The organism is Arthrobacter sp. U41 (genome assembly GCF_007679325.1).
Taxonomy (GTDB): domain Bacteria; phylum Actinomycetota; class Actinomycetes; order Actinomycetales; family Micrococcaceae; genus Arthrobacter.
This window is the reverse complement of record NZ_VEGI01000001.1, coordinates 1,063,018-1,085,350: the sequence shown is the minus strand read 5'-3', so window position 1 is coordinate 1,085,350 and position 22,333 is coordinate 1,063,018. Positions and strand designations below refer to the sequence as shown.

Annotated in this window: 23 protein-coding genes and 1 tRNA gene; 19 read left to right on the top strand and 5 right to left on the bottom strand. The window is 68.4% G+C overall.

The features are described 5' to 3' along the window. The first annotated feature begins 24 nt into the window (after positions 1–24). From FS787_RS04940 to FS787_RS04900, 9 genes are all read left to right on the top strand, one after another. A complete protein-coding gene (locus tag FS787_RS04940) occupies positions 25–825 on the top strand; it encodes an SDR family oxidoreductase (protein WP_144671153.1) in 801 nt (266 codons plus the stop codon). 46 nt (positions 826–871) lie between these two features. Then, a tRNA-Ala gene (locus tag FS787_RS04935) sits at positions 872–944 on the top strand. Between the two features lie 173 nt (positions 945–1,117). After that, complete coding sequence (locus FS787_RS04930) at positions 1,118–1,912, top strand: LGFP repeat-containing protein (RefSeq protein WP_144671152.1); 795 nt, start codon at positions 1,118–1,120, stop codon at positions 1,910–1,912. Positions 1,913–2,106: 194 nt separating this feature from the next. Further along, complete coding sequence (locus tag FS787_RS04925) at positions 2,107–2,508, top strand: VOC family protein (RefSeq protein WP_144671151.1); 402 nt, start codon at positions 2,107–2,109, stop codon at positions 2,506–2,508. Between the two features lie 45 nt (positions 2,509–2,553). Next, a complete protein-coding gene (locus tag FS787_RS04920; protein ID WP_144671150.1) occupies positions 2,554–3,063 on the top strand; it encodes a hypothetical protein in 510 nt (169 codons plus the stop codon). Positions 3,064–3,098: 35 nt separating this feature from the next. Beyond that, positions 3,099–3,566 carry a GatB/YqeY domain-containing protein gene (locus FS787_RS04915; protein WP_144671149.1) on the top strand — a complete coding sequence of 156 codons (468 nt, stop codon included), beginning with the start codon at positions 3,099–3,101 and terminating at the stop codon, positions 3,564–3,566. Positions 3,567–3,866: 300 nt separating this feature from the next. Further along, positions 3,867–4,907 carry a class I SAM-dependent methyltransferase gene (locus FS787_RS04910; RefSeq protein WP_260982393.1) on the top strand — a complete coding sequence of 347 codons (1,041 nt, stop codon included), beginning with the start codon at positions 3,867–3,869 and terminating at the stop codon, positions 4,905–4,907. A gap of 60 nt (positions 4,908–4,967) precedes the next feature. Continuing rightward, positions 4,968–6,560 (top strand): ABC-F family ATP-binding cassette domain-containing protein, encoded by a 1,593-nt coding sequence (locus FS787_RS04905; RefSeq protein WP_144671148.1) that lies wholly within the window; start codon positions 4,968–4,970, stop codon positions 6,558–6,560. 104 nt (positions 6,561–6,664) lie between these two features. Continuing rightward, complete coding sequence (locus FS787_RS04900) at positions 6,665–6,979, top strand: hypothetical protein (RefSeq protein ID WP_144671147.1); 315 nt, start codon at positions 6,665–6,667, stop codon at positions 6,977–6,979. 67 nt (positions 6,980–7,046) lie between these two features. Here the strand turns inward: FS787_RS04900 and corA are convergent, their stop codons facing one another. Together corA and FS787_RS04890 are read right to left on the bottom strand one after the other, a co-directional pair. Then, positions 7,047–8,042, bottom strand: coding sequence for a magnesium/cobalt transporter CorA (gene corA / locus FS787_RS04895; RefSeq protein WP_144671146.1), 996 nt, complete (start codon positions 8,040–8,042; stop codon positions 7,047–7,049). A 75-nt stretch (positions 8,043–8,117) separates the two neighbouring features. Further along, on the bottom strand, positions 8,118–8,645 hold the full coding sequence (locus FS787_RS04890) for an Lrp/AsnC family transcriptional regulator (protein ID WP_144671145.1): 528 nt from the start codon (positions 8,643–8,645) through the stop codon (positions 8,118–8,120). 144 nt (positions 8,646–8,789) lie between these two features. Here FS787_RS04890 and FS787_RS04885 point away from each other — a divergent pair, with 144 nt between their 5' ends. After that, complete coding sequence (locus tag FS787_RS04885) at positions 8,790–10,028, top strand: MFS transporter (RefSeq protein ID WP_144671144.1); 1,239 nt, start codon at positions 8,790–8,792, stop codon at positions 10,026–10,028. Between the two features lie 16 nt (positions 10,029–10,044). Here the strand turns inward: FS787_RS04885 and FS787_RS04880 are convergent, their stop codons facing one another. After that, positions 10,045–10,551: an Lrp/AsnC family transcriptional regulator gene (locus FS787_RS04880; RefSeq protein WP_056425512.1), complete on the bottom strand. Its 507-nt coding sequence runs from the start codon at positions 10,549–10,551 to the stop codon at positions 10,045–10,047. A 132-nt stretch (positions 10,552–10,683) separates the two neighbouring features. On the opposite strand from FS787_RS04880, the gene FS787_RS04875 reads away from it, so the two are divergent. Continuing rightward, complete coding sequence (locus tag FS787_RS04875; protein ID WP_260982392.1) at positions 10,684–11,847, top strand: PLP-dependent aspartate aminotransferase family protein; 1,164 nt, start codon at positions 10,684–10,686, stop codon at positions 11,845–11,847. Between the two features lie 11 nt (positions 11,848–11,858). Here FS787_RS04875 and FS787_RS04870 read toward each other — a convergent pair whose 3' ends face one another. Further along, positions 11,859–13,139, bottom strand: coding sequence for an MFS transporter (locus FS787_RS04870; RefSeq protein WP_144671970.1), 1,281 nt, complete (start codon positions 13,137–13,139; stop codon positions 11,859–11,861). Positions 13,140–13,337: 198 nt separating this feature from the next. On the opposite strand from FS787_RS04870, the gene FS787_RS04865 reads away from it, so the two are divergent. Next, the gene (locus tag FS787_RS04865; protein WP_144671142.1) at positions 13,338–14,321 is read left to right on the top strand and encodes a LysR family transcriptional regulator; all 984 of its coding nucleotides are present in this window, start codon (positions 13,338–13,340) and stop codon (positions 14,319–14,321) included. Positions 14,322–14,464: 143 nt separating this feature from the next. Here the strand turns inward: FS787_RS04865 and FS787_RS04860 are convergent, their stop codons facing one another. Beyond that, complete coding sequence (locus tag FS787_RS04860; RefSeq protein ID WP_144671141.1) at positions 14,465–15,499, bottom strand: nitronate monooxygenase; 1,035 nt, start codon at positions 15,497–15,499, stop codon at positions 14,465–14,467. A gap of 36 nt (positions 15,500–15,535) precedes the next feature. Between FS787_RS04860 and FS787_RS04855 the strand changes: the two genes are divergently transcribed. The 7 genes from FS787_RS04855 (at position 15,536) to FS787_RS04825 (ending at position 22,269) form a co-directional block, all read left to right on the top strand. Next, positions 15,536–16,468, top strand: coding sequence for an N-acetylglucosamine kinase (locus FS787_RS04855; protein ID WP_144671140.1), 933 nt, complete (start codon positions 15,536–15,538; stop codon positions 16,466–16,468). 45 nt (positions 16,469–16,513) lie between these two features. Continuing rightward, entirely contained in the window at positions 16,514–16,966 is a 453-nt protein-coding gene (locus FS787_RS04850) for an NUDIX hydrolase (RefSeq protein WP_144671139.1), read from the top strand. Positions 16,967–17,220: 254 nt separating this feature from the next. After that, a complete protein-coding gene (gene rsgA / locus FS787_RS04845) occupies positions 17,221–18,435 on the top strand; it encodes a ribosome small subunit-dependent GTPase A (RefSeq protein WP_144671138.1) in 1,215 nt (404 codons plus the stop codon). A gap of 270 nt (positions 18,436–18,705) precedes the next feature. Further along, entirely contained in the window at positions 18,706–19,800 is a 1,095-nt protein-coding gene (locus tag FS787_RS04840) for an ABC transporter ATP-binding protein (protein WP_144671137.1), read from the top strand. Then, on the top strand, positions 19,800–20,567 hold the full coding sequence (locus FS787_RS04835; RefSeq protein ID WP_144671136.1) for an ABC transporter permease: 768 nt from the start codon (positions 19,800–19,802) through the stop codon (positions 20,565–20,567). The genes FS787_RS04840 and FS787_RS04835 overlap by 1 nt, the downstream gene beginning before the upstream one ends. Then, a complete protein-coding gene (locus FS787_RS04830; RefSeq protein ID WP_144671135.1) occupies positions 20,564–21,310 on the top strand; it encodes an ABC transporter permease in 747 nt (248 codons plus the stop codon). The genes FS787_RS04835 and FS787_RS04830 overlap by 4 nt, the downstream gene beginning before the upstream one ends. Beyond that, positions 21,307–22,269 carry an ABC transporter substrate-binding protein gene (locus FS787_RS04825; protein WP_144671134.1) on the top strand — a complete coding sequence of 321 codons (963 nt, stop codon included), beginning with the start codon at positions 21,307–21,309 and terminating at the stop codon, positions 22,267–22,269. The genes FS787_RS04830 and FS787_RS04825 overlap by 4 nt, the downstream gene beginning before the upstream one ends. Positions 22,270–22,333: the final 64 nt, after the last annotated feature.

Sequence of the window (22,333 nt, the reverse complement as noted above, 5' to 3'; positions counted from 1 at the left end):
GGGCGAACCCGGTAGCCTCGGGGCATGACAAGAATCTGCGTTGCCGGCGGAACCGGCCAGGTGGGCCGCGAAGTGGTGCGAAGGGCGGTCGCAGGCGGGCACAGTGTGGCAGCCCTCTGCCGGCATCCGCCGCCCGCCGGTGCCCCGGCCAGGGTCGACGGCGCGGACTACTTCCCTGCCGATGTCACCACCGGCGAAGGGCTCGCTCCGGCACTGGCGGGAGCCGACGTCGTGATCGATTGCCTGGAAGGGCGCTCCGGGAAGGATCGAAAGAACTTCGCCGACGGCGGTGCACGGCTTCTCGCCGCCGCCCAGGACGCGGACGTGTCCCGCGCGGTGATGCTGTCCATCGTCAATTGCGACCGGAGCAGCTTCGGCTACTACGCCTCGAAGGCGGCCAAAGAACACGTCTTCGAACGGTCCGGCCCGGACACTGTGGTGATCCGGGCGACGCAGTTCCACTCCCTCCTGGCGGCCATGTTCGGGGCCGGCGCGAAACTGCGGATCATTCCGACGGTCAAGGGTGCCCGGTTCCAGCCGATCGCGCCCGACGACGTCGCCGCGGCACTGCTAGAGGCCGCGCTGGAGCCGCCGGCGGGCATGCGGCACAGCGTCCGGACCATCGGCGGGCCCGAGATCCAGGACATGGAGGAGTTTGCCCGGCAGTGGAAAGCCGTCACTGGTTCCCGCGGCCGCCTGGTGCGGCTGCCGCTGCCGGGGGCCATGGGAAAGTACCTGCGCGCCGGGCTGAACCTGGTACCGGAGGAACGCCACGCCGGTGAGACATTCAGCGGCTGGCTGGCAAAGAACGCGGATAGTTTGTAGCCTAGGGACACCGGCAACGCCGTTCCTTCGGGAACGGCGTTGCTTCGGGGCTATAGCTCAGTTGGTAGAGCGCTTCGTTCGCATCGAAGAGGTCAGGAGTTCGAATCTCCTTAGCTCCACAAATTTCCAGGGTTTCAGGACCCTCGGCCCCGTGGAATTGACCAGGAACTTGTCCGGACTGATCCACGAAATGCCCGCCCGGCACGGCGCGACACCCGGTGCTATCTTCCCGCACCGCCGGTAGGTTACGATTTCCGCAACCGGGCAATGCCGGCAAAATATTGGGGGAAAATTGTACGCGAAAGTTCTTGGGGCCGTGCTCGGCCTCGGCATCATCAGCGGCGCCATCGTGGCCGCCGCACCGGCCCAGGCTGCCACTGTCGGCGGCGTGTCCGTTCCCGCTCCCGCACAGTCGCCGCCGCTTGGTATGACCACAGCCATCAGCCGGGTCGCCGTCCAGTACAACCTCGGCTCGCCCCTGGGTCCGACAGTTACCGGGATGAAGGACGGGGGCGCGTACCGGCAGTTCCAGCGCGGCTTCGTCGTCTACTCGCCGGCGACGGGCGCGCAGGTCTCCCGCGGCGCGATCCGGACCGCCTACGCCAAGCTCGGCTACGAGAAAGGCCGGATGGGCTATCCGACGTCCGGTGAGCTGCTCAGTGCCAACAAGACCATCACCTACCAGCGCTATCAGCACGGCACCATCGTTTGGAACGCCAAGGCCGGCGCCCACGCCATTTTCGGGGCCATCGGCACCAAATGGGTGGCCGCGGGCGGCGCCAACGGAAGCCTGGGGTACCCGACATCCGACGAAACCGGCCTCAATGGCCGCGGAGCGTCGCAGTCCTTCCAGGGCGGCACCGTCGTGTGGTCGTCCTTTACCGGCGCCCACATCATGAAAGGAGCCATCCGTACCGTGTGGATCAAGAACGGCGCGCAGGCCGGACAGCCGGGCTACCCCGTCACCGACGAGCAGGCTCTTCCTCTCGGAGGCGTCATCCAGTTCTTCGAAGGCGGGGCATCCATCACCTGGACCGCCAAGGGTGGAGCCGTCGTCAACCCCGGGGTGCCGCACTCGAATATCTGACAAACCGGGCACAGCATCAGGCCTAGCGGCACTCGGGAATCCCCGCAGACATCAGTATCTGCGGGGATTTCCCACGCCCGGGTAGATATGCTCCAGCGCCAAGGCACACCGGCCCCGTGGAATGCACCCACGGCTACCCAGAACCGCCGCCAGATCGCCACGGACAAAAATGTCGGCGTCTGTATGCTGTGCCCATGACGTCACCACAGATCTATGTCAGTTTTCCCGGCACGGCCCGTGAAGCACTTGGCTTCTACGCGGACGTTTTCGGCGGGGAGCTCTCTTTGTACACGTACGAGGAGTTCAGCCGCAGTGACGGCCCGCCGGATGCCATTGCTCACGGAGTGCTCAACGGCGTGGTTGCCTTGGCGGGATCGGATGCGGCAGCAGGCCAGACAACTGTCCGGTTCGAAGGCCTCATGCATTCGTTGCTGGGCACCGCCGAACCGGCAGTTCTCCACGAGTGGTTCGACAGACTCGCCGTTGGCGGCCGGGTGATCGACCCCCTGGCCGCGAAACCCTGGGGCGCCTCGGACGGTCAAGTCATGGACCGGCACGGACTTCACTGGCTCATCGGATACGAACCTGAGCCCTGAGCTATAGACGAGGGCCCGCGTCCGGGGTGGGCTTAGGCTGAGCACATGACGCCGGCACCCTCCCCGACTCCCGTCCCCGTCGAGGTCTTCGTCCACTCCGGCCCGGCCGAGTGGTGGCAGATCCTCGCCGCGCTGGGTCCCCTGGCCGTTCTGGTTGGCGCCGTCATCGCCGGATTCATCGGCTGGTCCACCCTGCAGCAGCGGGCGGTCGCGGACAACCGTGCCGAGTGGTGGAAACGGACGCAGTGGGCGCTGGACGCCGTCTATTCGGGAGACACGAAGCGGGGCACGGTGGGGCTGAAGGTCCTCTGGGTGCTTGGTGACAGCGAGCTCGCCGGCAGCGGAGAGCTCGCGGTCCTTGAAGCAGCCTGGGAGGAGCCCCTCAACGCCGCCGAAAGGCAGCTCGCCGTCGAAGGCGTGACGGCGCGCGCCCCCGGGGCCGTCGACAAGGACGAACGAACGATGGAGATCGCCGCCGCGCGGCTGCGAACACTCACCGACCGCCGCCTCGGCAAGCAAACCCCCGAATGGGTCACGGCGCTGGCAGGGGAGTAGCCCCGGATATCCTGTCCTATGACACGAGGAGAATCATGACCACCCTGAAAGAACGCCTGCACGCCGACGTCGTCAGCCACATGAAGGACCGCAACAAGATCGCCCTCACTACGGTGCGCAATGTTCTGGGCGAAATAGAAACGCGGGAGAAATCCGGCAAGACTCCGATCGTGCTGGACGACGCCCAAGTGACGGCCCTCCTCCAGAAGGAAGCAGCCAAGCGCCGCGACACCGCCCGCATCTACACCGAGGCGGGGGAGTCGGAGCGGGCCGCTGCCGAAATCGCCGAAGCCGAAATCATCGAAGCCTACCTGCCGCAGCCACTGACGGCGGCGGAAGTGGAGGCGATCGTCGACGAGGTCATCAGCTCCGTCACGGCCGACGGAACCGAACTGACCATGCGTCAACTGGGTGCGGTGATGAAGCCTGTGACCGCCAAGGTCGCCGGCCGCTTCGACGGCAAGGCCGTCAGCGAGATCGTCCGCAGCCGCATCACGCCCTAGGGACGCGGATCCGGACCGTAGCGGATATGCGCCGGCACCCGCCTGTATCCTGAGTAGGTACGCCGGTGGCAGCATCCGGCGCCGCGGAATTCCGCTGTAACCGTCAGTCTCCGATCAGCCTCCCTCGGACTCTGGGATTGGAACCCTCTTATCGCTACCGCCGTGCCGGGCCCCGCAAACATCCCTGCGCCCGCCTCCAAGCCCCCGCAGGCAGCCGCGGCCGGTGAAGTGGCCGTCGTCAGGTGGGCCGACGCCGGCCACAGCAGGACGGCTCGATGGCGGTCGGCGAACGGACGGCCCGTGCCCTCACGGATCGAAGCGGTCACCGACTCCCTGACGGCCGATGAAGCACACCGGATGGCGTCCCAGGGCATCGCGATGCTCTGGCAGGGTGACTTCCACAATGCCCGGCAGATCCTCAACGCCATGGACCGGCGGCTGGGTACCGGGAAGAAAAAGGCCGCGGACAGCCCGGCCGATGAGTTCTACCGGCACCGCCAGGCCCGCTCGCACCGCGCGCGCATGCTCGGCCTGCTGCTGATCCCGCTTGATCCGGGCCCGGTGGTGCCCCTGCGGCGTTCCCCGGACATCCAGCAGGCCGCCGAGGAAGCCTATGGGGACATCGGGGAACCTTCGGTTGTCTCCCTCCACGAGCTTGTCGGGGCAATCGGCGCCCACCAGTGGCGAAAGAACGGCGTCTACGTCGAGGCCCTGCAGGGCCGCATCCATCCGCACTACGGCACCTTCTTCCCCACCCGCAGCGAGTATGTCGACCTGGTGGCCGCCGCTCCGCTGCCTTCCGACACACTGGCGTTCGACGTCGGGACCGGCACCGGCGTGCTCGCCGCCGTTCTGGCCCGCCGTGGCGTCAAACGCGTGGTGGCCACCGACAATGAACCCCGCGCGATCGCCTGCGCCACAGAGAACTTCCGGCATCTGGGCGTTGAAGACCGGGCGGAGGCTGTCCTGGCCGACATGTTCCCGGCGGGCCGTGCGCCGCTCATCGTGTGCAACCCTCCGTGGATTCCGGCCACACCGCACTCCTCGCTGGACAACGCGGTGTACGACCCCGGCAGCCGGATGCTGTTCCGGTTCCTGAACGAGCTCTCCGGCCACCTGGAGCCACGAGGCGAGGGCTGGCTGGTCCTCTCGGATCTTGCCGAGCACCTGGGCCTGCGGACCCGTGACCAGCTGCTGGGTGCCATCGATTCCGCCGGGCTGAAAGTGCTGGAACGGCTCGACACCCGGCCAACCCACCCCAAGGCATCCGACCGGAACGATCCCTTGTTCGCGGCCCGGGCGGCCGAGGTCACCTCGCTGTGGCGGCTCGCCGTCCGCTAGCGTCCCGCTCCGCCGCCCGCATCATTGCCCTTCCCAACCCGACTTGAGAGATTCAAACTCATGAGCCTGATCCGCCTGCAAGACGTCAGCGTGCGCTTCGACAACACCCAGATCCTCCGGGAAGCGTTCTTCCGCCTCGAAGCGGGGGACCGGGTTGGCCTGATCGGCAAGAACGGATCCGGCAAAACCACCATCCTCAAGCTGGTCCTCGATCAGGTGGCACCGGACACGGGCACCGTCACCCTGGAACCGGGGACCAAGGTGGGTTACTTCTCGCAGTTCTCCGAACTCGACGGGGACGCCACGATTCTTGAAGTCCTGGACGGGCTGTTTTCGGAGATCAAGGCCGTCGAAGCCGAACTGGCCGCCATCGACGCGGCCATCGCGGCCGATCCGTCGGACGCCGAACTCGACCGGCTCATCGGCCGGCAGGCTGAGCTGTTCGCGGAGATGGAGCGGCTCGACGGCTGGGACTACCCGCGCCGCATCGACACGGTCCTCACCACCCTGGGCTTTGATGAGGCCCACCGCACGTGCGCGATCGACGCACTGTCGGGCGGCTGGCGCAACCGTGCGGCCCTCGCCAAGATCCTCCTCGAGGTCCCCGACGTGCTGCTGCTGGACGAGCCCACCAACTTCCTGGACGTGGCCGGCGTCGAATGGCTCGAAAGCTGGTTCCGGGACTTCAAGGGCGCCGCGGTCATCGTCTCGCACGACCGGAAGTTCCTCGACGCCGTCGTCACCCGGATCATCGAGGTGGAGAACTTCCACCTGCATGAGTACCCGGGCAACTTCGGCGAATACGTCGTCCAGAAGCAGTTCCGGCTCAAAACCCTGGAGCAGCAGTTCTTGCACGAATCCGAGCTCCTGGCCTTCGAAGCCGAAGGGATCGCCGATCGCCGCGAAGCGGCCAAGGCGGCCAGCCGCGGGCTGGGCAACCAGCTGGCGAAGATTAAGAAGTCCCGCACGCCCCGCCCCGTCGACCAGATCGTTACCGAGATCTACGGCGGCCTGCACGTCAAGGACGTCCTCTGCCGGGTCGAGGGACTCGGCAAGTCCTACGGCGACAAGGTGCTGTTCGACGATCTGAGCTTCGAGATCCGCCGCGGCAACCGGATCGTGGTCCTCGGCTCCAACGGCAGCGGCAAGTCCACCCTCCTGAAGGTGCTGACGGGAGAAGAGCAGGCCGACACCGGCGACGTGGCCTGGGCCAAGGGGCCCGGCTTCGTCTCCTACAACCAGATGCTGGCGGACCTCGACGACGCCGACACCGTGTCCCACGCGGTCAACGCGCTGCCCGACAGTCTGGCGTTCAGCGCCACCAGGAAGTCCGTCAACCGGTTCCTCGCGATGTTCCAGTTCTCCGAGGCGGACCTCAAGCAGAAAATCGGCAACCTGTCCGGCGGACAGAAGGCACGCGTCGCCATGGCGCAGTGCCTCCTGTCCGGCGCCTCGGTCCTGTTGCTGGATGAGCCCACCAACCACCTGGACATGTCCAGCACCCAGGTCATGGAACGCGCACTGGTGCACTTCCCGGGCGCGGTGGTGGTGGTCAGCCACGACCGGTTCTTCAGCGAAAAAATAGCCAACCGCCACCTGGTGTTTGGGGCTGACGGCGCGGCCCCCGGGGAAATCGACGTCCGGGCCGCCTAAGGGCGGTCAGCCCGGGCCTGCAGCGGACTCAAATCGACGACGGCGTCGTCCGGAGAATGCGACCGCAGCCCCTCAGCGCGCCGTCCGCGCGGGATAATGGAAGCATGACCGAACAGGACCAGGACCGCGATCCGTGGGATGAGTTCGACAGCCGCAAGCCCGCGGGACCGGACCGCGTGGAGGGCTACCCCGGGGGCGAACCCCTGGGCTTCGGCTTCCGCACCGGAGTCCGCAGCGCCAAGGTGGCCATCGGCTTCGCCATCTACGCCCTGGCGCTGGGAACCACCCTGGTGGTGATCGGATCCGTCGTCTTCATCGGCGCAGGCCAATGGCTGCTGCTGGGGCTGATGGTCCTGGCCGAGGCGGTCTTTGTGCTGGCCTTCAGCCGCCTGGTCGCGCAGGCCCGGCAGCGCCGCTGACTGCGCTCACGACGCCGGGACTCCGCCCCGCCCAGCCGACGCGGCGGGCCCGGTCGCGGGGCCTTTGCTAGAGCCAGCCCTTGTTTTTGAAGATGCCGTACATCAGGGCCGCCGTGGCGATCATCAGCCCGATTGCCATCGGGTAGCCGAAACTCCACTGCAGTTCGGGCATCGCGTCAAAGTTCATGCCGTAGATGCCGGCAACGAATGACGGCGCAAAGAGGATGGCGGCCCACGACGAGATCTTCTTGACCTGCTCGTTCTGCTCGGCGCTGGCCTCGTTCTGGCGGTTGGCCGTGAGCGTGCCGTCAAGCGTGAGGGCGTTCTGCAGGAGGTCCCGGAAGGAATCGGCCCGGGAGATAAGCCGCTCCACGTGGTCCTCGACGTCGCGGAGGTTGTGCTGGAGCTCGGAATTGACCTGGTACTTCTCGAAGCCGCGCCGCAGCAGCTCGATCATGGCCGGGAGCGGATGGATGGCGCGCTGGAACTGGATGACCTCGCGGGCCAGTTCGTAGATCCGGCGGGACACGGTGGAGTCGCCGCTGAAGAGCTGGTCCTCGATCTCGTCGATGTCGTTCTCCAGCCCCGCCACCACGGGCACGTAGTCGTCCACCACCTGGTCCATCAGCGCGTAGAGCACAGCCTCCGGGCCGTGGCACAGGAGGTCGGGGCGGCGCTCCAGCTTCCGCCGCACCTGGGCCACCCCGCCGGTCTCGGCGTGCCGGACCGTGACGACGAAGTTTTTGCCGGTGAACACGTGAAGCTCGCCGAACTCCACGGTTTCCGTCTCATCCAGGTACCGTGCCGGGCGCAGCACGGTGAAGAGATTGTCGTCGTAGCGTTCGAGCTTGGGGCGCTGGTGGGCCGAAATCGCGTCTTCCACGGCGAGCCGGTGCAGCCCGAACTCTTCTGCGACGGCGGCCATTTCGTCCTCCGTGGGCCGGTAGAGGCCGATCCACGCCATCCCGCCGTGCCGGTTCAGGGTCTCGAAGGTCTGCTCGAGGCTCTGCGGCTCGGCGGTGCGGACGCCATCCACGTAGACGGCGTTATCGATGATAGTCACGGGCTCATTATCCCGTCTTCCGCGGCCGCCGCCGCGCGGGCACCGTTGGCCACGGCCGGCGGCTGGCCCGGGAGATCACTTTGACCGGGCGGGGGTCAGGGAGCTGCCCTGGGCCAACCGGCTGATCAGGGGTTCGGTGCGGTACTGGATGTGCGTGTGGAGGGCCAGGACCGTCTCGGTGCGGATGACGCCCTTGATCCGGAGGATGGAGCGCAAGGCGGCCTGCAGGTTGTGTGTGTCGGTGGCCACCACCCGGCACCACACATCCCCGCGTCCGGAGATCTCGTGGACTTCCAGGACCTGTGCGATCAGGCGCAGGGCGCCCACTACGCCGTCGAGTTCCCGGTGGTTGACCTCGATCGTGACGAAGGCGACGACGTCGTACCCCACCGCTTCAAGGTCGATCTCGCGGCCGCCGTCGTGCAGCAAACCGGAACGCTGCATGCGCCGCACGCGGGACTGCGCGGTGTTGCGGGCAATGCCCAGGGTGTCGCTGAGTTCACCGATCTGGATCCGCGGATCCCGGATCAATTCCAACAGGATTTTCAGGTCGGTAGGGTCCAGGCTGTTCAAATCATCACTCCGGCTCACTCTGACAGTCATCGATTTACTGTTTTGATCAATTTTGCCACGCATTTCCGCCGCGACGATCAGCAGTGCCTCATTGTGGACGTATCGAATCTTCACGGGCTGGCGATTCCCCCACCACAGGGAACACGCGGCCCGCTTCCACGCAAGGGCACGGACATGACAGTCTTCAGCGAACTCCGCATGCGCCCGGCCACGGCAGAGCGCTGGGGCTGGGACGCTTCCACCACCGCACGGCTGGTGATGGCCGGCGTCGTGATTTTCACACTCCTGGTCGGCGCGAATCTCGCCACCCCGCTGTACCCGCTGCTGCAGGCCAAGCTCGGGATCACCGCGCTGGATGTCACCGTGGCCTTCTCGGCCTACGTCCTGGCGCTGGTGGGCACCCTGATCCTGGCCGGCCACTGGTCTGACCACATCGGCCGCCGCGCGGCCCTGGTGCTCGCCGTGCTGGTTGGCCTCGCGGGCGGCTCCGTCTTTGCCACTGCGGACAGCCTGCTCGCGCTGTGCGCCGGCCGGGCCCTGCAGGGCATTGCGGTGGCCCTCGCCACCGGCGCCAGTTCGGCGGCCCTGCGGGAGCTGCTGCCCAGCCGGCCCGAGTGGGCCTCGAGGTTCACCCTGCTGGCGTCCGCCGGCGGCGTGGCGGCCGGTCCTGCCATCGGGGGAGTGCTCTCGCTGCTGCCCGGTCCCACGTCCACGCCGTATTTCCTGCATTCCGTGGTCCTCGCTGCGCTGCTGGTCCCGCTGTACCTGCTCAAGGCCCGGCCGGCGATCACCTCGAACGCCGGTCCGCAGCCGCTGCGCGTATTGGCGCCGCGCCGGCCGTCGGTGTCCAGCGAAGCCCGGGGCGCCTTCTGGCTGGCGGCCTCGGTGGGGTTCCTCAGCTTCGCCGTCTTCGGCTTCTGCCTCTCCCTTGCCCCGGGCTATTTCGCCCAGATTGTCCAGGCGGATTCGCGGCCGCTGATCGGCCTGCTGGCAGGGCTGACCCTCGGGTCCTCCGCGCTCAGCCAGCTGCTCGCCGTGCGGGGACGCTTCGTGGTGCCGGTCGGACTTGCCGTGCTGGCCGCGTCGGTGCTGCTGATCGCGGCGGCTGCCCCCTGGAACAGTCCATGGCTGCTGATGATCGCGAGCATCACCGCCGGCATCGGCCAGGGCGTGTCCTTCCGGACCGTCTTCAACGATGTGGCCGGAAAGGTGGAGGCCTCGCGTCACGCGCAGATCATCAGCACCGTCTACGTCATTACGTACCTGGGCAGCGCCTTTCCCGTCATCGGGCTGGGGCTCGCCGCCGGCGTCGTCGGCCTGCAGGCTGCGGTTGCCGGGTTCGTCGTCGTGTGTGCGGTCGCGGCGGCGATCCTCGCCGGCATCACGCTGCGCGCGGCACTGCGCCGCGGCTGACGGGCCCCGGGCGTTTCTAGTCGGGCAGCGGGCCCTGGTTGCCCTGGATGTGGTCGAACACGAGGGTGGTTTCGGTGTGGCCCACCACCGGATCGGTGGCCAGATTATCCAGCACCCAGTCGCGCAGGTCCTCGGTGGTGGCCACGGCGATGTGCAGCAGATAGTCCACCGAACCTGAGGTGTGGAAGGTCGAGAGAACGGCCGGAAGTTTGGGCACCCGGGACGTAAAACGGTCAATCTGCTCGCGGTCATGGGCGCGGAGCCTGACGGCGATGAGGGCCTGCACGGAGCGGCCGATCGCGGACAGACTCAGCTTCGCCTCGAAGCCCTGGATGATCCCGCGGTCCGAGAGGGCGCGGGTGCGCATCAGGGCCGTGGACGGGGCAATCCCCACGAGTTCAGCCAGCTGCTTATTGGAGATGCGGGCATCGGCGACGAGTGCCGCGAGCAGGCGCTCGTCGATAGCGTCCAGCGGCTCGCCGGCTCCCGCTCCCGGCCGAAGATTCTTCGCACTGCTACTCACGGATCCTCCTTGAAGTGTTGTCAGTTCATCATAAACGGCACATTCCACCACTTCCATTCACGGCCCCTACAAATCTCCGAATTATTGCCAGATACTTGCGGCATTCAATGGTGAATATTCATAAGGAGCAACGTGCTTTCTCAAGATTCGCTGGCCGTCCACGCCGGCCGGACCGGCCTCACTGAACTGGGCGTGCACGCAGTGCCGATCGAACTTTCCACCACTGCGCCGCTTCCCTCCGTGCACGACGGCGGCCTCGCCTATGAGCACATGGCCACCGGCGGCACGCACATGGAGGGGCAGAGCACCGTCTACCAGCGGCTCTGGAATCCCACCGTGGCACGGTTCGAAGAAGGCGTGGCCGTCCTCGAAGACACCCCGGAGTCGGTGGCATTCGCAACCGGCATGGCGGCGCTCAGCGCGGTCCTGCTTGCCGTCGTCGCCACCGGAAAGAAGCACGTGGTCGCCGTGCGGCCGCTGTACGGCGGAAGCGACCACCTGCTGGCCTCAGGCGTGCTCGGCAACGACATGACGTTCACTGACCCGGACGGCGTCCATTCCGCGCTCCGGCCCGACACAGGCCTGGTGATCCTTGAGACGCCAGCCAACCCGAGCCTAGAACTCGTCGACATTGCCCGCGTGGCCGCCGCGGCAGACGGCGTCCCGCTGCTGGTCGACAACACCTTCGCCAGCCCGATCCTCCAGCGGCCCTTCCGCCACGGCGCGGCCATGGTCCTGCACAGCGCCACCAAATTCCTCGGCGGCCACGGGGATGCCATGGGCGGTGTGGTGGCCGCGGCACCGGAATGGACCACGAGGCTGCGCCAGATCCGGGCCGTCACCGGCGGCATCCTCACCCCCTGGCCGGCCTACCTGCTCCACCGCGGGCTGGCCACGCTCCCCGTCCGGGTGCGCGCCCAGCAGGCCGGCGCGCAGAAGGTCGCGGCGGCCCTGGCCGAACACGGGCTGGTCCGGCGCGTCTTCTACCCGGGGCTGCCCGAGTGCGATCCGCAGGGTCTGATCGGGACGCAGATGTCCGGCCCCGGTTCGCTGATCGCCTTTGAAGTGGGCACTGCCGGGCACGCGGAACGGATTCCCGGTGCGGTCAGCATGATCACGCACGCGGTCTCGCTCGGCGGCATCGACACCCTGATCCAGCACCCCGCCGGACTGACCCACCGGCCGGTGGCCGCCGAGGCCAAACCGCACGCCAGCCTGCTGCGCGTGTCGGTCGGACTGGAGGACCCGGCCGATGTGGTGGCCGACCTTGTGCAGGCCATCGAGGCTACGCGCTAGCACGGCTCGCTTTAGCCGGGTGCTCCGGCCGCAGACGCCTGAGCCGCAGCCGCCTCACCTGCGGGCGCCGGGCGGGCGGGATGCACGACGGCGGTGATCACCGCCGTCGTGCAGGCCAGTCCGATGACGGTCAACGCCAGCGCCGTCCAGCCAAGCGACTGGAACACCAGCCCGCCGGCCCAGCCGATGACGCTGGATCCGAGGTAGTAGGCGAGGTTGTAGAGGGACGCCGCCTGGGCCCGGCCGGTTGTGGCGATCACGCCGGTCCAGCCGGCGCCGATGCTGTGCGCCGCGAAGAAGCCTCCGGTGAACAGCAGCAGGCCGGCCATGATGAGTGCCAGCAGCTGGGTCAGCGTGAGTGCCAGGCCCGCCACCATCAGGACCGTTCCTGAGATCAGCACCGTGCGCCGCCCGAACCGCGCCGCCAGGCCCCCGGCCCAGCGGGAGGAGACTGTCCCGGAGAGGTAGGCCAGGAAGATCAGGCTGATGATGGTGGCCGGCAGGCCGAAGGGCTCCCCGGAGAGCCGGAAGCCCAGGTAGTTGTAGACGGCCACAAAGCCGCCCATCAGCAGGAACGCCTGGACGTAGAGGGCCAGCAGGCGCGGGTTCCGGCCGTGGCCCGCCAGCGTCCGGACTGCCCCGCGGAAGCCGCTGGCCGCCGCGGCCGTGAAGCCCCGCGCCTGCGGGACCAGGAGCAGGAACAGGGCCGCCGCGACGCCTGCCAGGACCGAGACGGCCAGGGCCGCGGCCCGCCATCCCCACAGTTCACCGACCACACCGGCCAGCAGCCGGCCGGCGAGTCCGCCCAGTGTGGTCCCCGCAACGTACGTTCCGGCCGCCAGCGCGGCGTGGGCCTTGTTTACCTCCTCGTTGAGGTAGGCGATCGCTATGGCCGGGATGCCGCCCAGGGCCATGCCTTCGAGCATCCGCAGGCCCAGGAGCATCGGGAAGCTGGTGGCGAGCGGGACCAGCAAACCCAGGACCGTGGCGGCGGAGATGCCCCACATCATGGCGCGGACGCGCCCGATCCGGTCGGCCAGGAAGGACCACGGAAGCACCGTCACGGCCAGCCCCACGGTAGCCAGCGAAATCGTCAGTGCCGCATCGGCCGCCGTGACCTGCAGATCGGCCGCCATCATGGGCAGCACCGCCTGGGTGGAATACAGCTGGGCAAAGGTGGCCACGCCGGCGAACGCCAGCCCCGCGAGAATTTTCCGGTAGGCGGCGGATCCCTTGGGATGTCCCGGCCAGACGGGAAGCCCGGCGTCGGACACCGTGCCGGTGGGCGTCATGCCGGAGCCGGGGCGGGCCGCGGTGCAGGTGCCGGCCCCGGTCCCGGCGGTGTCCGGCGGGACCGGGGCGGGGGCAGCGGGGCGGCGGGGGAGCGGAGGTCGTGGCATGTCCCCAGACTAGGCTTCCGCCGAAGATGCCTCCAATGCATGATTCTCATAGAATTCATAGCAAATGTGGAACGAATTGGAGGGCGGACCATGGACGTTGAACACAGACAGCTGGTGCAACTGCTGCCGCTGCTGCCTCTCCTGGCCGAGCTCGGGCGCACGCAGCACGTCACCGCGGCCGCCGACCTGCTCGGTGTGCCGCAGTCGACGGTGAGCCGCGGCATCGCCCGGGCCAGCAGCATCATCGGGACAGAACTGCTGATCCGTGACGGCCGCGGCGTTCGGCTGACCCCCGCCGCCAAGGCGCTCCTGCCGCACATCGAGGCCGCGCTGGGCGAGTTCCAAGCCGGGCTGGACCTCGTCCGGCACGAGTCGGAGGTGGTGCGCGGCCGGATTGCCGTCTCCTTCCAGCACACCTTTGGCGAGGCGATGCTGCCGCTGCTGATCAGCGCCTTCCGCAGCCGGCATCCCCAGCCGGCCTTCGAGCTCAGCCAGGGCGCCCGGGACGGTTGCCTGGCCGAACTCGCCGCCGGCGACGCGGACCTGGCGCTGACCGCCCCCGTGGCGGCGCCGAGCCGGCTGATCTCCTCGGCAGCGCTGTACCGGGAGCCGCTGCGGCTCGTCGTCCACCACCGGCACCCCCTGGCCAAGCGCCGCCGCGCCCGCCTTGATGAGATCCGGCAGGACCCGTTCGTGGCCATGGGCCCCGGCTACGGCATGCGCTCGCTGACCGACGCGCTGTTCCGGGAGGCGGGGTTCCGGCCCCGGATCGCCTTCGAAAGCCAGGACTCCCACACGGCCCGCGGACTCGTCTCGGCAGGACTCGGCGTGAGCATCCTCCCGCCCGGGGAGCTGGCCCCCGGGCGCCATACCCCGGCCCCATCCGGCGATCTCGGCTGGGTGGAGCTCGCCCTGGATTCGGGCCTGGCCTTCCGGGAGATCGGCCTGGCCTGGCGGGAACGCCGCGGGACAGCCGACGCCGAGCCGGACCCGGTACGGCTCTTCCGGGAGCTGGTGCTCAGCGAGGGCCCCGCACTGCTCGCCGGCTTCGTCCGCGGACGCGCGGGCACCTGAGCCAGCCCGTGCCGCGGGTTCGCCGGAAGCATGACACACAGGGACGTTCCGGCGAACCGGCAATGCTCCGGCGAATTCGGCGACCTCGGGGTGGTCGGCGGCGCGAAGGGGCAGGGCGGTGGCCGGAGGCCTCGGCGAATTCGTCAGCCCAGCAAATCCGCCATGACCTCCGCCACGGAACCGGCCCGCGCCTGCCGCCAGCCCGTCCCGGCCCAGAGGTTCAGCCGCTCCGCGTCCCCGGCGGCCGCCGCAGCCGCGCGCAGCGGAGCGGTGAGGTGGTGCACGGCGGGGTAGGCCTCGGGCGCGTCGGGATGATCCCGGACAAACTCGTTAACCAGGGCCCGGGCCCACCGCCCTGTGAAGGCCCTCGTCAGCCGGGTCTCCGTGAAACGCGGGCTGGCGAGGGCGTCTTTGTGCAGCTGCCGGGCGCCGCTCTGCTCGGTGCGCAGGAATGCGGTGCCCACCTGGGCCGCCTCGGCCCCCGCCGCGAGGACCGCGTCCAGCCCGGCCCGGTCCATCACGCCGCCGGCAGCGACCAGCGGGAGTCCGACGGCGGACCGCACCCGGGTGACCAGCTCCGCCGTCGTGCCCGGACGGAAAGCATCGTGCCGGTCGGCGTATGGCTGGAAGGCCGCGCTGTGGCCGCCGGCGCTCGCATGCTGCACCACCAGCGCATCGACGCCCTGCCCGGCGGCCTCGAGCGCCTCGGCAACAGTGGTCACAGTGGCGAGCACGGTGGAACCTGCCCGCTGCAGGGCACGCACGACGCCGGTCCCGGGCAGCCCGAACGCGAAACTGACCAGTTCCACCGGGTTCTCCCGCAGGGCGTCGATCTTCCCGTGCCAGTGGTCGTCGTCGTCGAGCCGCAGCGGCGGGACCTCCACGCCGTACCGCCGGGCGTCCGGCTGCAACCGGGCGCGGTATTCCTCAAGCTGCGCCAGCACAGCCCGGGAAGGAACCTGCTGGGCGGGATCGGGAACGAAGACATTCATGCCGAAACGTGCCCCGGCGGCGCGGGCACTGCTGATGTCCGCCTGCATGGCTGCCACGGTCTTGTAGCCCGCGGCCAGGAAACCCAGTCCGCCGGCCCCATATACGGCTGTGACGAAGTCCGGGGTGGAGGTCCCGCCCGCCATCGGCGCCGCAAAGACCCTGGTACCAAAGATGCCGTGCGACATTGCTCACTCCTGTGCGTGATTCAGTAGGCTGTTCCGGTGACCCATTCTGACATCCCCCCTGCGGCGGACACCGTCCCCTCCGTTCCTACCGGCGCCGTGATCGGCCTCGACATCGGCGGAACCAAGACCCGCGGTGTCCGGTTCGAGGACGGTGCCGTTGTGGCCGACGAGTCGGTAGGCAGCTCCAATGTCCAGAACGTCAGCCGCGAAGTGGCGGCACTCAATCTCGCCGAGCTCTTCGCCCGGATCGGCGGCGGGACCGTCTCCCGGGTCTATGCGGGAGCCGGCGGCATCGATACCGACGCCGACGCCGAGGCCCTCGCCGCCCTGATCGCGCCGCATGTGCCGGGTGCCCGGATCACCGTGGTCCATGACTCCCGGCTCCTGCTGGCCGCCGGGGGAGCAAGTACCGGCGTGGCCGTCATCGGCGGCACCGGCTCGGCCGCCTGGGGCCGGAACAGCCTCGGCGAGGAGGCCCGCGCCGGCGGCTGGGGCTATCTGCTGGGGGACGAGGGCAGCGGGTACTGGCTGGGCCGCGAGGCCGTCCGGCACAGCCTCCGCCGGATGAACCAAGGGCTGGAGCCGGACGAACTGACCACCGCCCTGCTGGCCTCCTGCGGCGTGGATGACCCCAACAAGCTGATCGCACTCTTTCACTCACCTGAGACCGGACGCCGGTACTGGGCCGAGCGGGCCCGGCTCGTGGTGGACGCCGCCGACGCCGGCCACGCCGCCAGCCGTGACCTCGTGGACCAGGCCGGCCGCGACCTCGCCGGGCTCGCGGAGCAGACGGTCCGGCAACTGCGCATCGACGGCCCGGTGATCCTCGGCAGCGGACTGGGCATGAACGTCCCGCGCCTGCAGGAGTCCTTCCGCGCCGCCCTGGCCGCCGCTGGAATCACGGACGTACGAATCCTGACGCAGGATCCCGTCTTTGGCGTCCTTCAGCTGGTGGCCGAGCAGGGCTGAACCGGCCTCCGGGCTCCGACGCCGTCCGGCCACTACGCTGGAGGGATGAGCCTGAACTTCGACACCCGTCCCGCTGCCTACGCGGTCATCATCCGCGACGGCGCCATCCTTCTGGCGTACTGGAAGCAGGGCGGCAAAGAAGGCTGGACCCTGCCGGGCGGCGGGCTGGACCTGGGCGAGCACCCGGTGGACGGCTGCCGCCGCGAAATCCATGAGGAAACCGGATACCGCGCCGAGGTCGGCACCATGCTGGGGATCGACGTCGGGCACTGGCCCGCCGAAATCCGGATCGATGGCGGAGAACGCGACTTCCAGTCCCTGAGACTGATCTACGAGGCAACCATCACCGGCGGGGAGCTGCGGCACGAGGTGGACGGCAGCACAACGCATGCGGCCTGGATCCCGCTGGGCGACGTCGCGGGGCTCAACAAGGTCTCGCTCGTCGACGTCGCGCTCCGGCTCCACCGCGAGCGGCCCCTGGACGGCAAACTTTCCTGACGGATTCCCTAGCCAGCCCGGGCGGGCGGGGCTATTCTAAAAAAGCCGCGGGGAGACTTCTGCGGAGCCGGCACAGCACACGACGGCGGAACGGGGAGGTGGAGACGATGACTGCAACAGTCCTGGGCGCAACGCGCGCCAACATCAGCCACGTCATTATTCCTGCCCCGGCACTCAGCACCAACTAGCCGCAACCGCTGCCAGGTTCCACCCGCAGCGCGGCACGTTCACCGGGGCCCATCAAAGGGTTTTCGTTGACTACTTCACTTGAACGTCCGGGCGCCAACGGCGCCACCGTCACCAGCGCCACCGTCACCAGCACCAACTTTCCCGAAGGTCCGGCCGGCTACGGCTTCACCACCGAGGTCGCCGCACGCTTCACCGCCAATCCCGTGCCGGGCGGCACCGGCGCCGGGCGGGTCGTCCGCGTGGACCGAAACCTGGTCCTCGTCGCCACCCGTGGCGCGACACTCCACCTGCCTTACCCCAACGGCGGGGAACTTCCCGCCACAGGGGACTGGGTCTGGCTGGGCGCCAACGCCGCGGGGGAGCCTGCCATAACGGGGATCCTGCCGCGCCATTCGGAACTGAGCCGCAAACGTGCCTTCGATGCCTCGTCTGAGGCGCAGGTCCTCGGCGCAAACATGGACATAGTCGGCGTCGTGGTGCCGGTGGACCGTCCGCTCACCCACAACCGGCTCGAGCGCACCCTCGTCGCGGCCTGGGACTCCGGAGCCACCCCGCTGGTCATCATCACCAAGGCAGACCTCGCGGACATAGCGGATGACGTCGTCGGCAAAGTGATCCTCCAGGCCGCCGGCGTCGAGGTGGTGACCACGTCCGCGGAGCAGGGCGACGGCCTCGATGAACTGCTGGGGCATCTCCCGCCGGGCGGCACCCTCGTGTTGCTGGGCCCCTCGGGGGCCGGAAAGTCCACCCTCATCAACGCCCTTGTCGGCACCGAGGTCCAGGGCACCGGTGCGGTCCGGGCCAGCGACGGAAGAGGCAAACACACCACCACGTCCCGCGAGCTGGTGCCCCTGCCGGGCGGCGCCGTGCTGATGGACACCCCGGGCGTGCGCGGTTTCGGATTGTTCGACGCCGACGGCGGGATGGAGGAGATGTTCGGCGATCTGGAGGAACTTGTGGGGCAGTGCCGGTTCTCCGACTGCGCGCACGGCAGCGAGCCCGGCTGCGCCGTGCAGGCCGCGATCGCGGACGGCAGGCTGGATGACCGCCGCTGGGCGAGCTACCTGAAACTCCAGCGCGAACTCGCGGCCTTGGCCCGGCGGCACGATGCGGCCGCCCGCCGCGCCTATGCGCGGGAGTGGCACCAGAAAATATCGGCCGGGGGCAAGAGCCAGCGGTCGGCCGAGCGGGACAGGTACGAGGACGCCGAAAGACAGCGCGCCAAGCGGGGCGCCAAAGGCCGGGGCGGGGCAGCCGGGGCCGGCCGGAAGGACCGCTGACCCGGCACGGCGGCAAAGGCAACGCGGGGTCGTTTGTGGTCCATCCCGAACGCTGGAATGGGCGCGAAGTGACCCCGCGTTGCCTCAGCACCCATCCACCTGAGGAGTGGCAACGAATAGGAGTGTCAGCCACAGCGCAATTGATAAGGTCCCTGACTTTGTCGGCTGCGCTGGCTAGGCTGAGTTCTACGTGCTTTACAGCAAAAAATCGGCGAGTCTATGATCAATTGGCTGGTCCGATGTTGCCTCCAACAGTTAGGTAAGCCCGGAATGGCTGAAGCCATGATCGAGTTCCAGAGCGTCACCAAGCAGTACCAGAGCGGGCAGCCTGCCGTGGATGAGCTGACCATGTCCATCGACAAAGGCGCCATTACGGTCTTTGTCGGGCCTTCGGGCTGCGGCAAGACCACGTCCCTGCGAATGATCAACCGCATGGTGGAGCCGACGTCGGGCACCATCACCGTGGGCGGCGAGGACGTCACCAGTGTGCCCGCGGCGAAGCTGCGCCGGTCCATGGGCTACGTCATGCAGTCCTCCGGGCTGATGCCGCACCGTTCCGTGCTGGACAACATCGCCACCGTCCCCCGGCTCAACGGCGTGGGCAAGGCCGAGGCGCGGAAGCGCGCGCAGGAACTGCTCGACGTCGTCGGGCTGGCCTCCGCACTGGGCAAGCGGTACCCCTCCCAGCTCTCCGGCGGCCAGCAGCAGCGCGTCGGAGTGGCCCGGGCGCTCGCCGCCGACCCGCCCGTGCTGCTGATGGATGAACCCTTCAGTGCCGTGGACCCCGTAGTCCGCGATGAACTGCAGCAGGAACTCCTCCGGCTCCAGCGGGACCTGGCCAAGACCATCGTCTTCGTCACCCACGACATTGACGAGGCCACCGTCCTCGGCGACAAGGTGGCAGTGTTCGGCCTCGGCGGCAAACTCGCCCAATACGCTACGCCGGAGGAAATCCTGCGCGCCCCGGCCAACGACTTTGTGGCGTCCTTCGTGGGCCGGGACCGCGGCTTCCGCCACCTCGCCTTCAGCCCGTCCGACGGCGTCACCGTCCACCCCGTCCAGACGATCACCCCTGCAGAACTTGAGCGTGCCGGCAATGCCTCCGGCGAGTGGCAACTGGTGGTCGACGAAACACTGCGGCCCGTCGGCTGGTCGGGCCCGGGCAAGGGGGCCGCGACTATTCCCGGCGGATCACTCTTCCGCAAGGGCGACACTCTCCGCCGCGCCCTCGACGCTGCACTGTCATCACCTTCCGGCCTCGGTGTCGCAGTGGACACGGACGGCCGCGTGGCCGGCGTCATCACCGCCGAAGAAGTGCTTGCCGTGATCGAGTCGGACCGCCATGTCCGCCAGGGCGCGATCTGATGGAATGGTTCCTGGCCAACAGCACGCAGGTCTTCAGCCTCGCGGCCCAGCACCTGGTCCTGGCCATCCTGCCGATGGTGTTCGGGGTCCTCATCGCCGTGCCGCTGGCCCAGGTCGCCCGGCAGAACCGGGGTCTCCGGTCTGTGGTCCTGACGGCGTCCTCGCTGCTGTACACCATCCCGTCCCTGGCGCTTTTTATCATCCTGCCCACCGTCCTCGGAACCCGGATCCTGGACCCGGTCAACGTGGTGGTGGCCCTTACCATCTACGCCGTGGCCCTGTTGGTCCGGGCCACCCTGGACGCGTTTGACTCGGTGGACGAGGACCTCCGGCAGGCTGCCGTGGCCATGGGGTTCAAGCCCTTCGCCCGCTTCCTGCAGATCGACCTGCCGCTGTCCCTGCCGGTGCTTTTCGCCGGGCTGCGGGTGGTCTCTGTCAGTAACATCTCGCTGGTCAGCGTCGCGGCGCTGCTGGGCATCGGCAACCTGGGCATGCTCTTCACCTCGGGCCTGCAGCGTGATTTCGTCACCGAGGTGGTGGTGGGCATCATCGCCATCCTCATCCTCGCGCTACTGATGGACGCCGTGCTGGTCCTGCTTGAGCGGCTGCTGACCCCCTGGACCCGCGCCGCCGCGTCAACCGGCGGCGCCGATTCGACTGCGGGCCAGGACAAGCCCGGCAAGGACAACGCCGGCACAGGCAAATCCGGCACCGCTGCCGCGGCGTTGCGGCTTTCCGACGCGCAGACCGCGGGCGGTGCCTCATGAGCGACGTCGTCACGGAAACCATTGCCTGGCTCACCGATCCTGCGAACTGGACCGGCAGCGCCGGAATCCCGACCCGGCTGGCCGAGCACCTGCTCTACACGGGCCTGGTGATGGCGATCGCCACGGCCATCGCTGTCCCGATCGGACTGTACGTGGGGCACACCGGCCGCGGGCGGGTGGCCGCGGTGGCCGTCGCCGGCGCCCTCCGGGCCCTGCCGACCCTGGGCCTGCTCACGCTTTTTGTCCTGCTGGCCGGCATCGGGCTGATGCCCCCTATCTGGGCCCTCGTCATCCTGACCGTTCCGCCGCTGCTGGCCGGCACCTACGCCGGCATCGCCAGCGTGGACCGGAACGTCGTCGACGCCGCACGGGCCATGGGCATGACGGAGCTGCAGGTGCTGTTCCGCGCGGAGTTCCCCAACGCGCTGCCCGTGATGTACGGCGGGTTCCGGACCGGCGTGCTCCAGGCCATCGCCACCGTCTCGGTCGTGGCCTACATCAACCTCGGCGGCCTCGGCCGGTATCTCTTCGACGGACTGGTCCTGTCCGATTTTCCCCAGATGCTGGGCGGGTCGCTGCTCATCGCCGGACTGGCCATCGCCGTCGACCTTGTCCTCGCCCTTATTCAGAGGTTGTTCCTGTCCCAGGGCGCCTCTTCACAGCCAGACCGGAGCCAGCAGGCTGCGGTTGATCTCACAGACCCCGTACCCGCGGGGACTGTTGTCCAAGGAGGTACGTCATGAAGGAAACCCGCCAACGAGCACTCGGCAGGCGCGCATTCGGCGGCCTGGCCGCCGGCGTAGGCCTGGCCATGGCACTGTCCGCCTGCGGAGGTTCATCCGATCCGCTGTCCACGGCACCGGCGACGGGCGGGGCCACCTCCGGTTCGGGCTCGGCGCTGGTGATCGGTTCCGCAGACTTCCCGGAGAGCCAGATCATCGCCGAGGTCTATGCCGGGGCACTCAACGGCGCCGGCGTCACCGCGAGCACCAAGCCGAACATCGGTTCCCGCGAGGTCTACTTCAAGGCCGTCCAGGACGGATCGGTGGACGTCATCCCGGACTACAGCGGAAACCTGCTGCTGCACGTCAGCCCGGACGCCGCCGAGGTCTCGGCAGAGGACATCTACAACGCGCTCTCAGGCAAGCTGCCCGAGGGACTGGCCGTGCTGGAGGCCTCCAAGGCCGAGAACAAGGATGCCATGGTGGTCACCAAGGCCACCGCCGAGAAACACCAGCTGAAGTCGATCGAGGACATGGCCAAGGTCTGCGGCGAATTCGTGGTGGGCGCACCGGCCACCTTCGCCGAACGCGCGTACGGCCTGCCGGGCCTCGAGAAGAACTACAACTGCGTGCCGAAGAAGCTGGAACCGTTCAGCGACGGCGGCGGGTCCGTCACGCTCAAGGCCCTGCTCTCCGACCAGGTCCAGGTGGCGGACATCTACACCACCACGCCGTCCATCGCGGACAACGACCTGGTGGTGCTGGAGGACCCGAAGAACAACTTCATCGCCCAGCAGGTCCTCCCGCTGTACAACACCGCCAAGATGACGGACAAGGCGAAGGAAGCCCTGAACGCCGTGTCCAAGGTGCTGACCACTGAGGACCTGATCAACCTCAACCGCGCCGTCAGCGGCAGCCAGAAGCAGAACCCCAAGGATGCTGCGGCCGCCTGGCTCAAGGAAAGGGGCCTGGTGCAGTAACAGCGCCACTACTGACCTTCTGACGTTCGACGGCGGCTGCCGGACTCCCCGGGTTCCCGGGGGT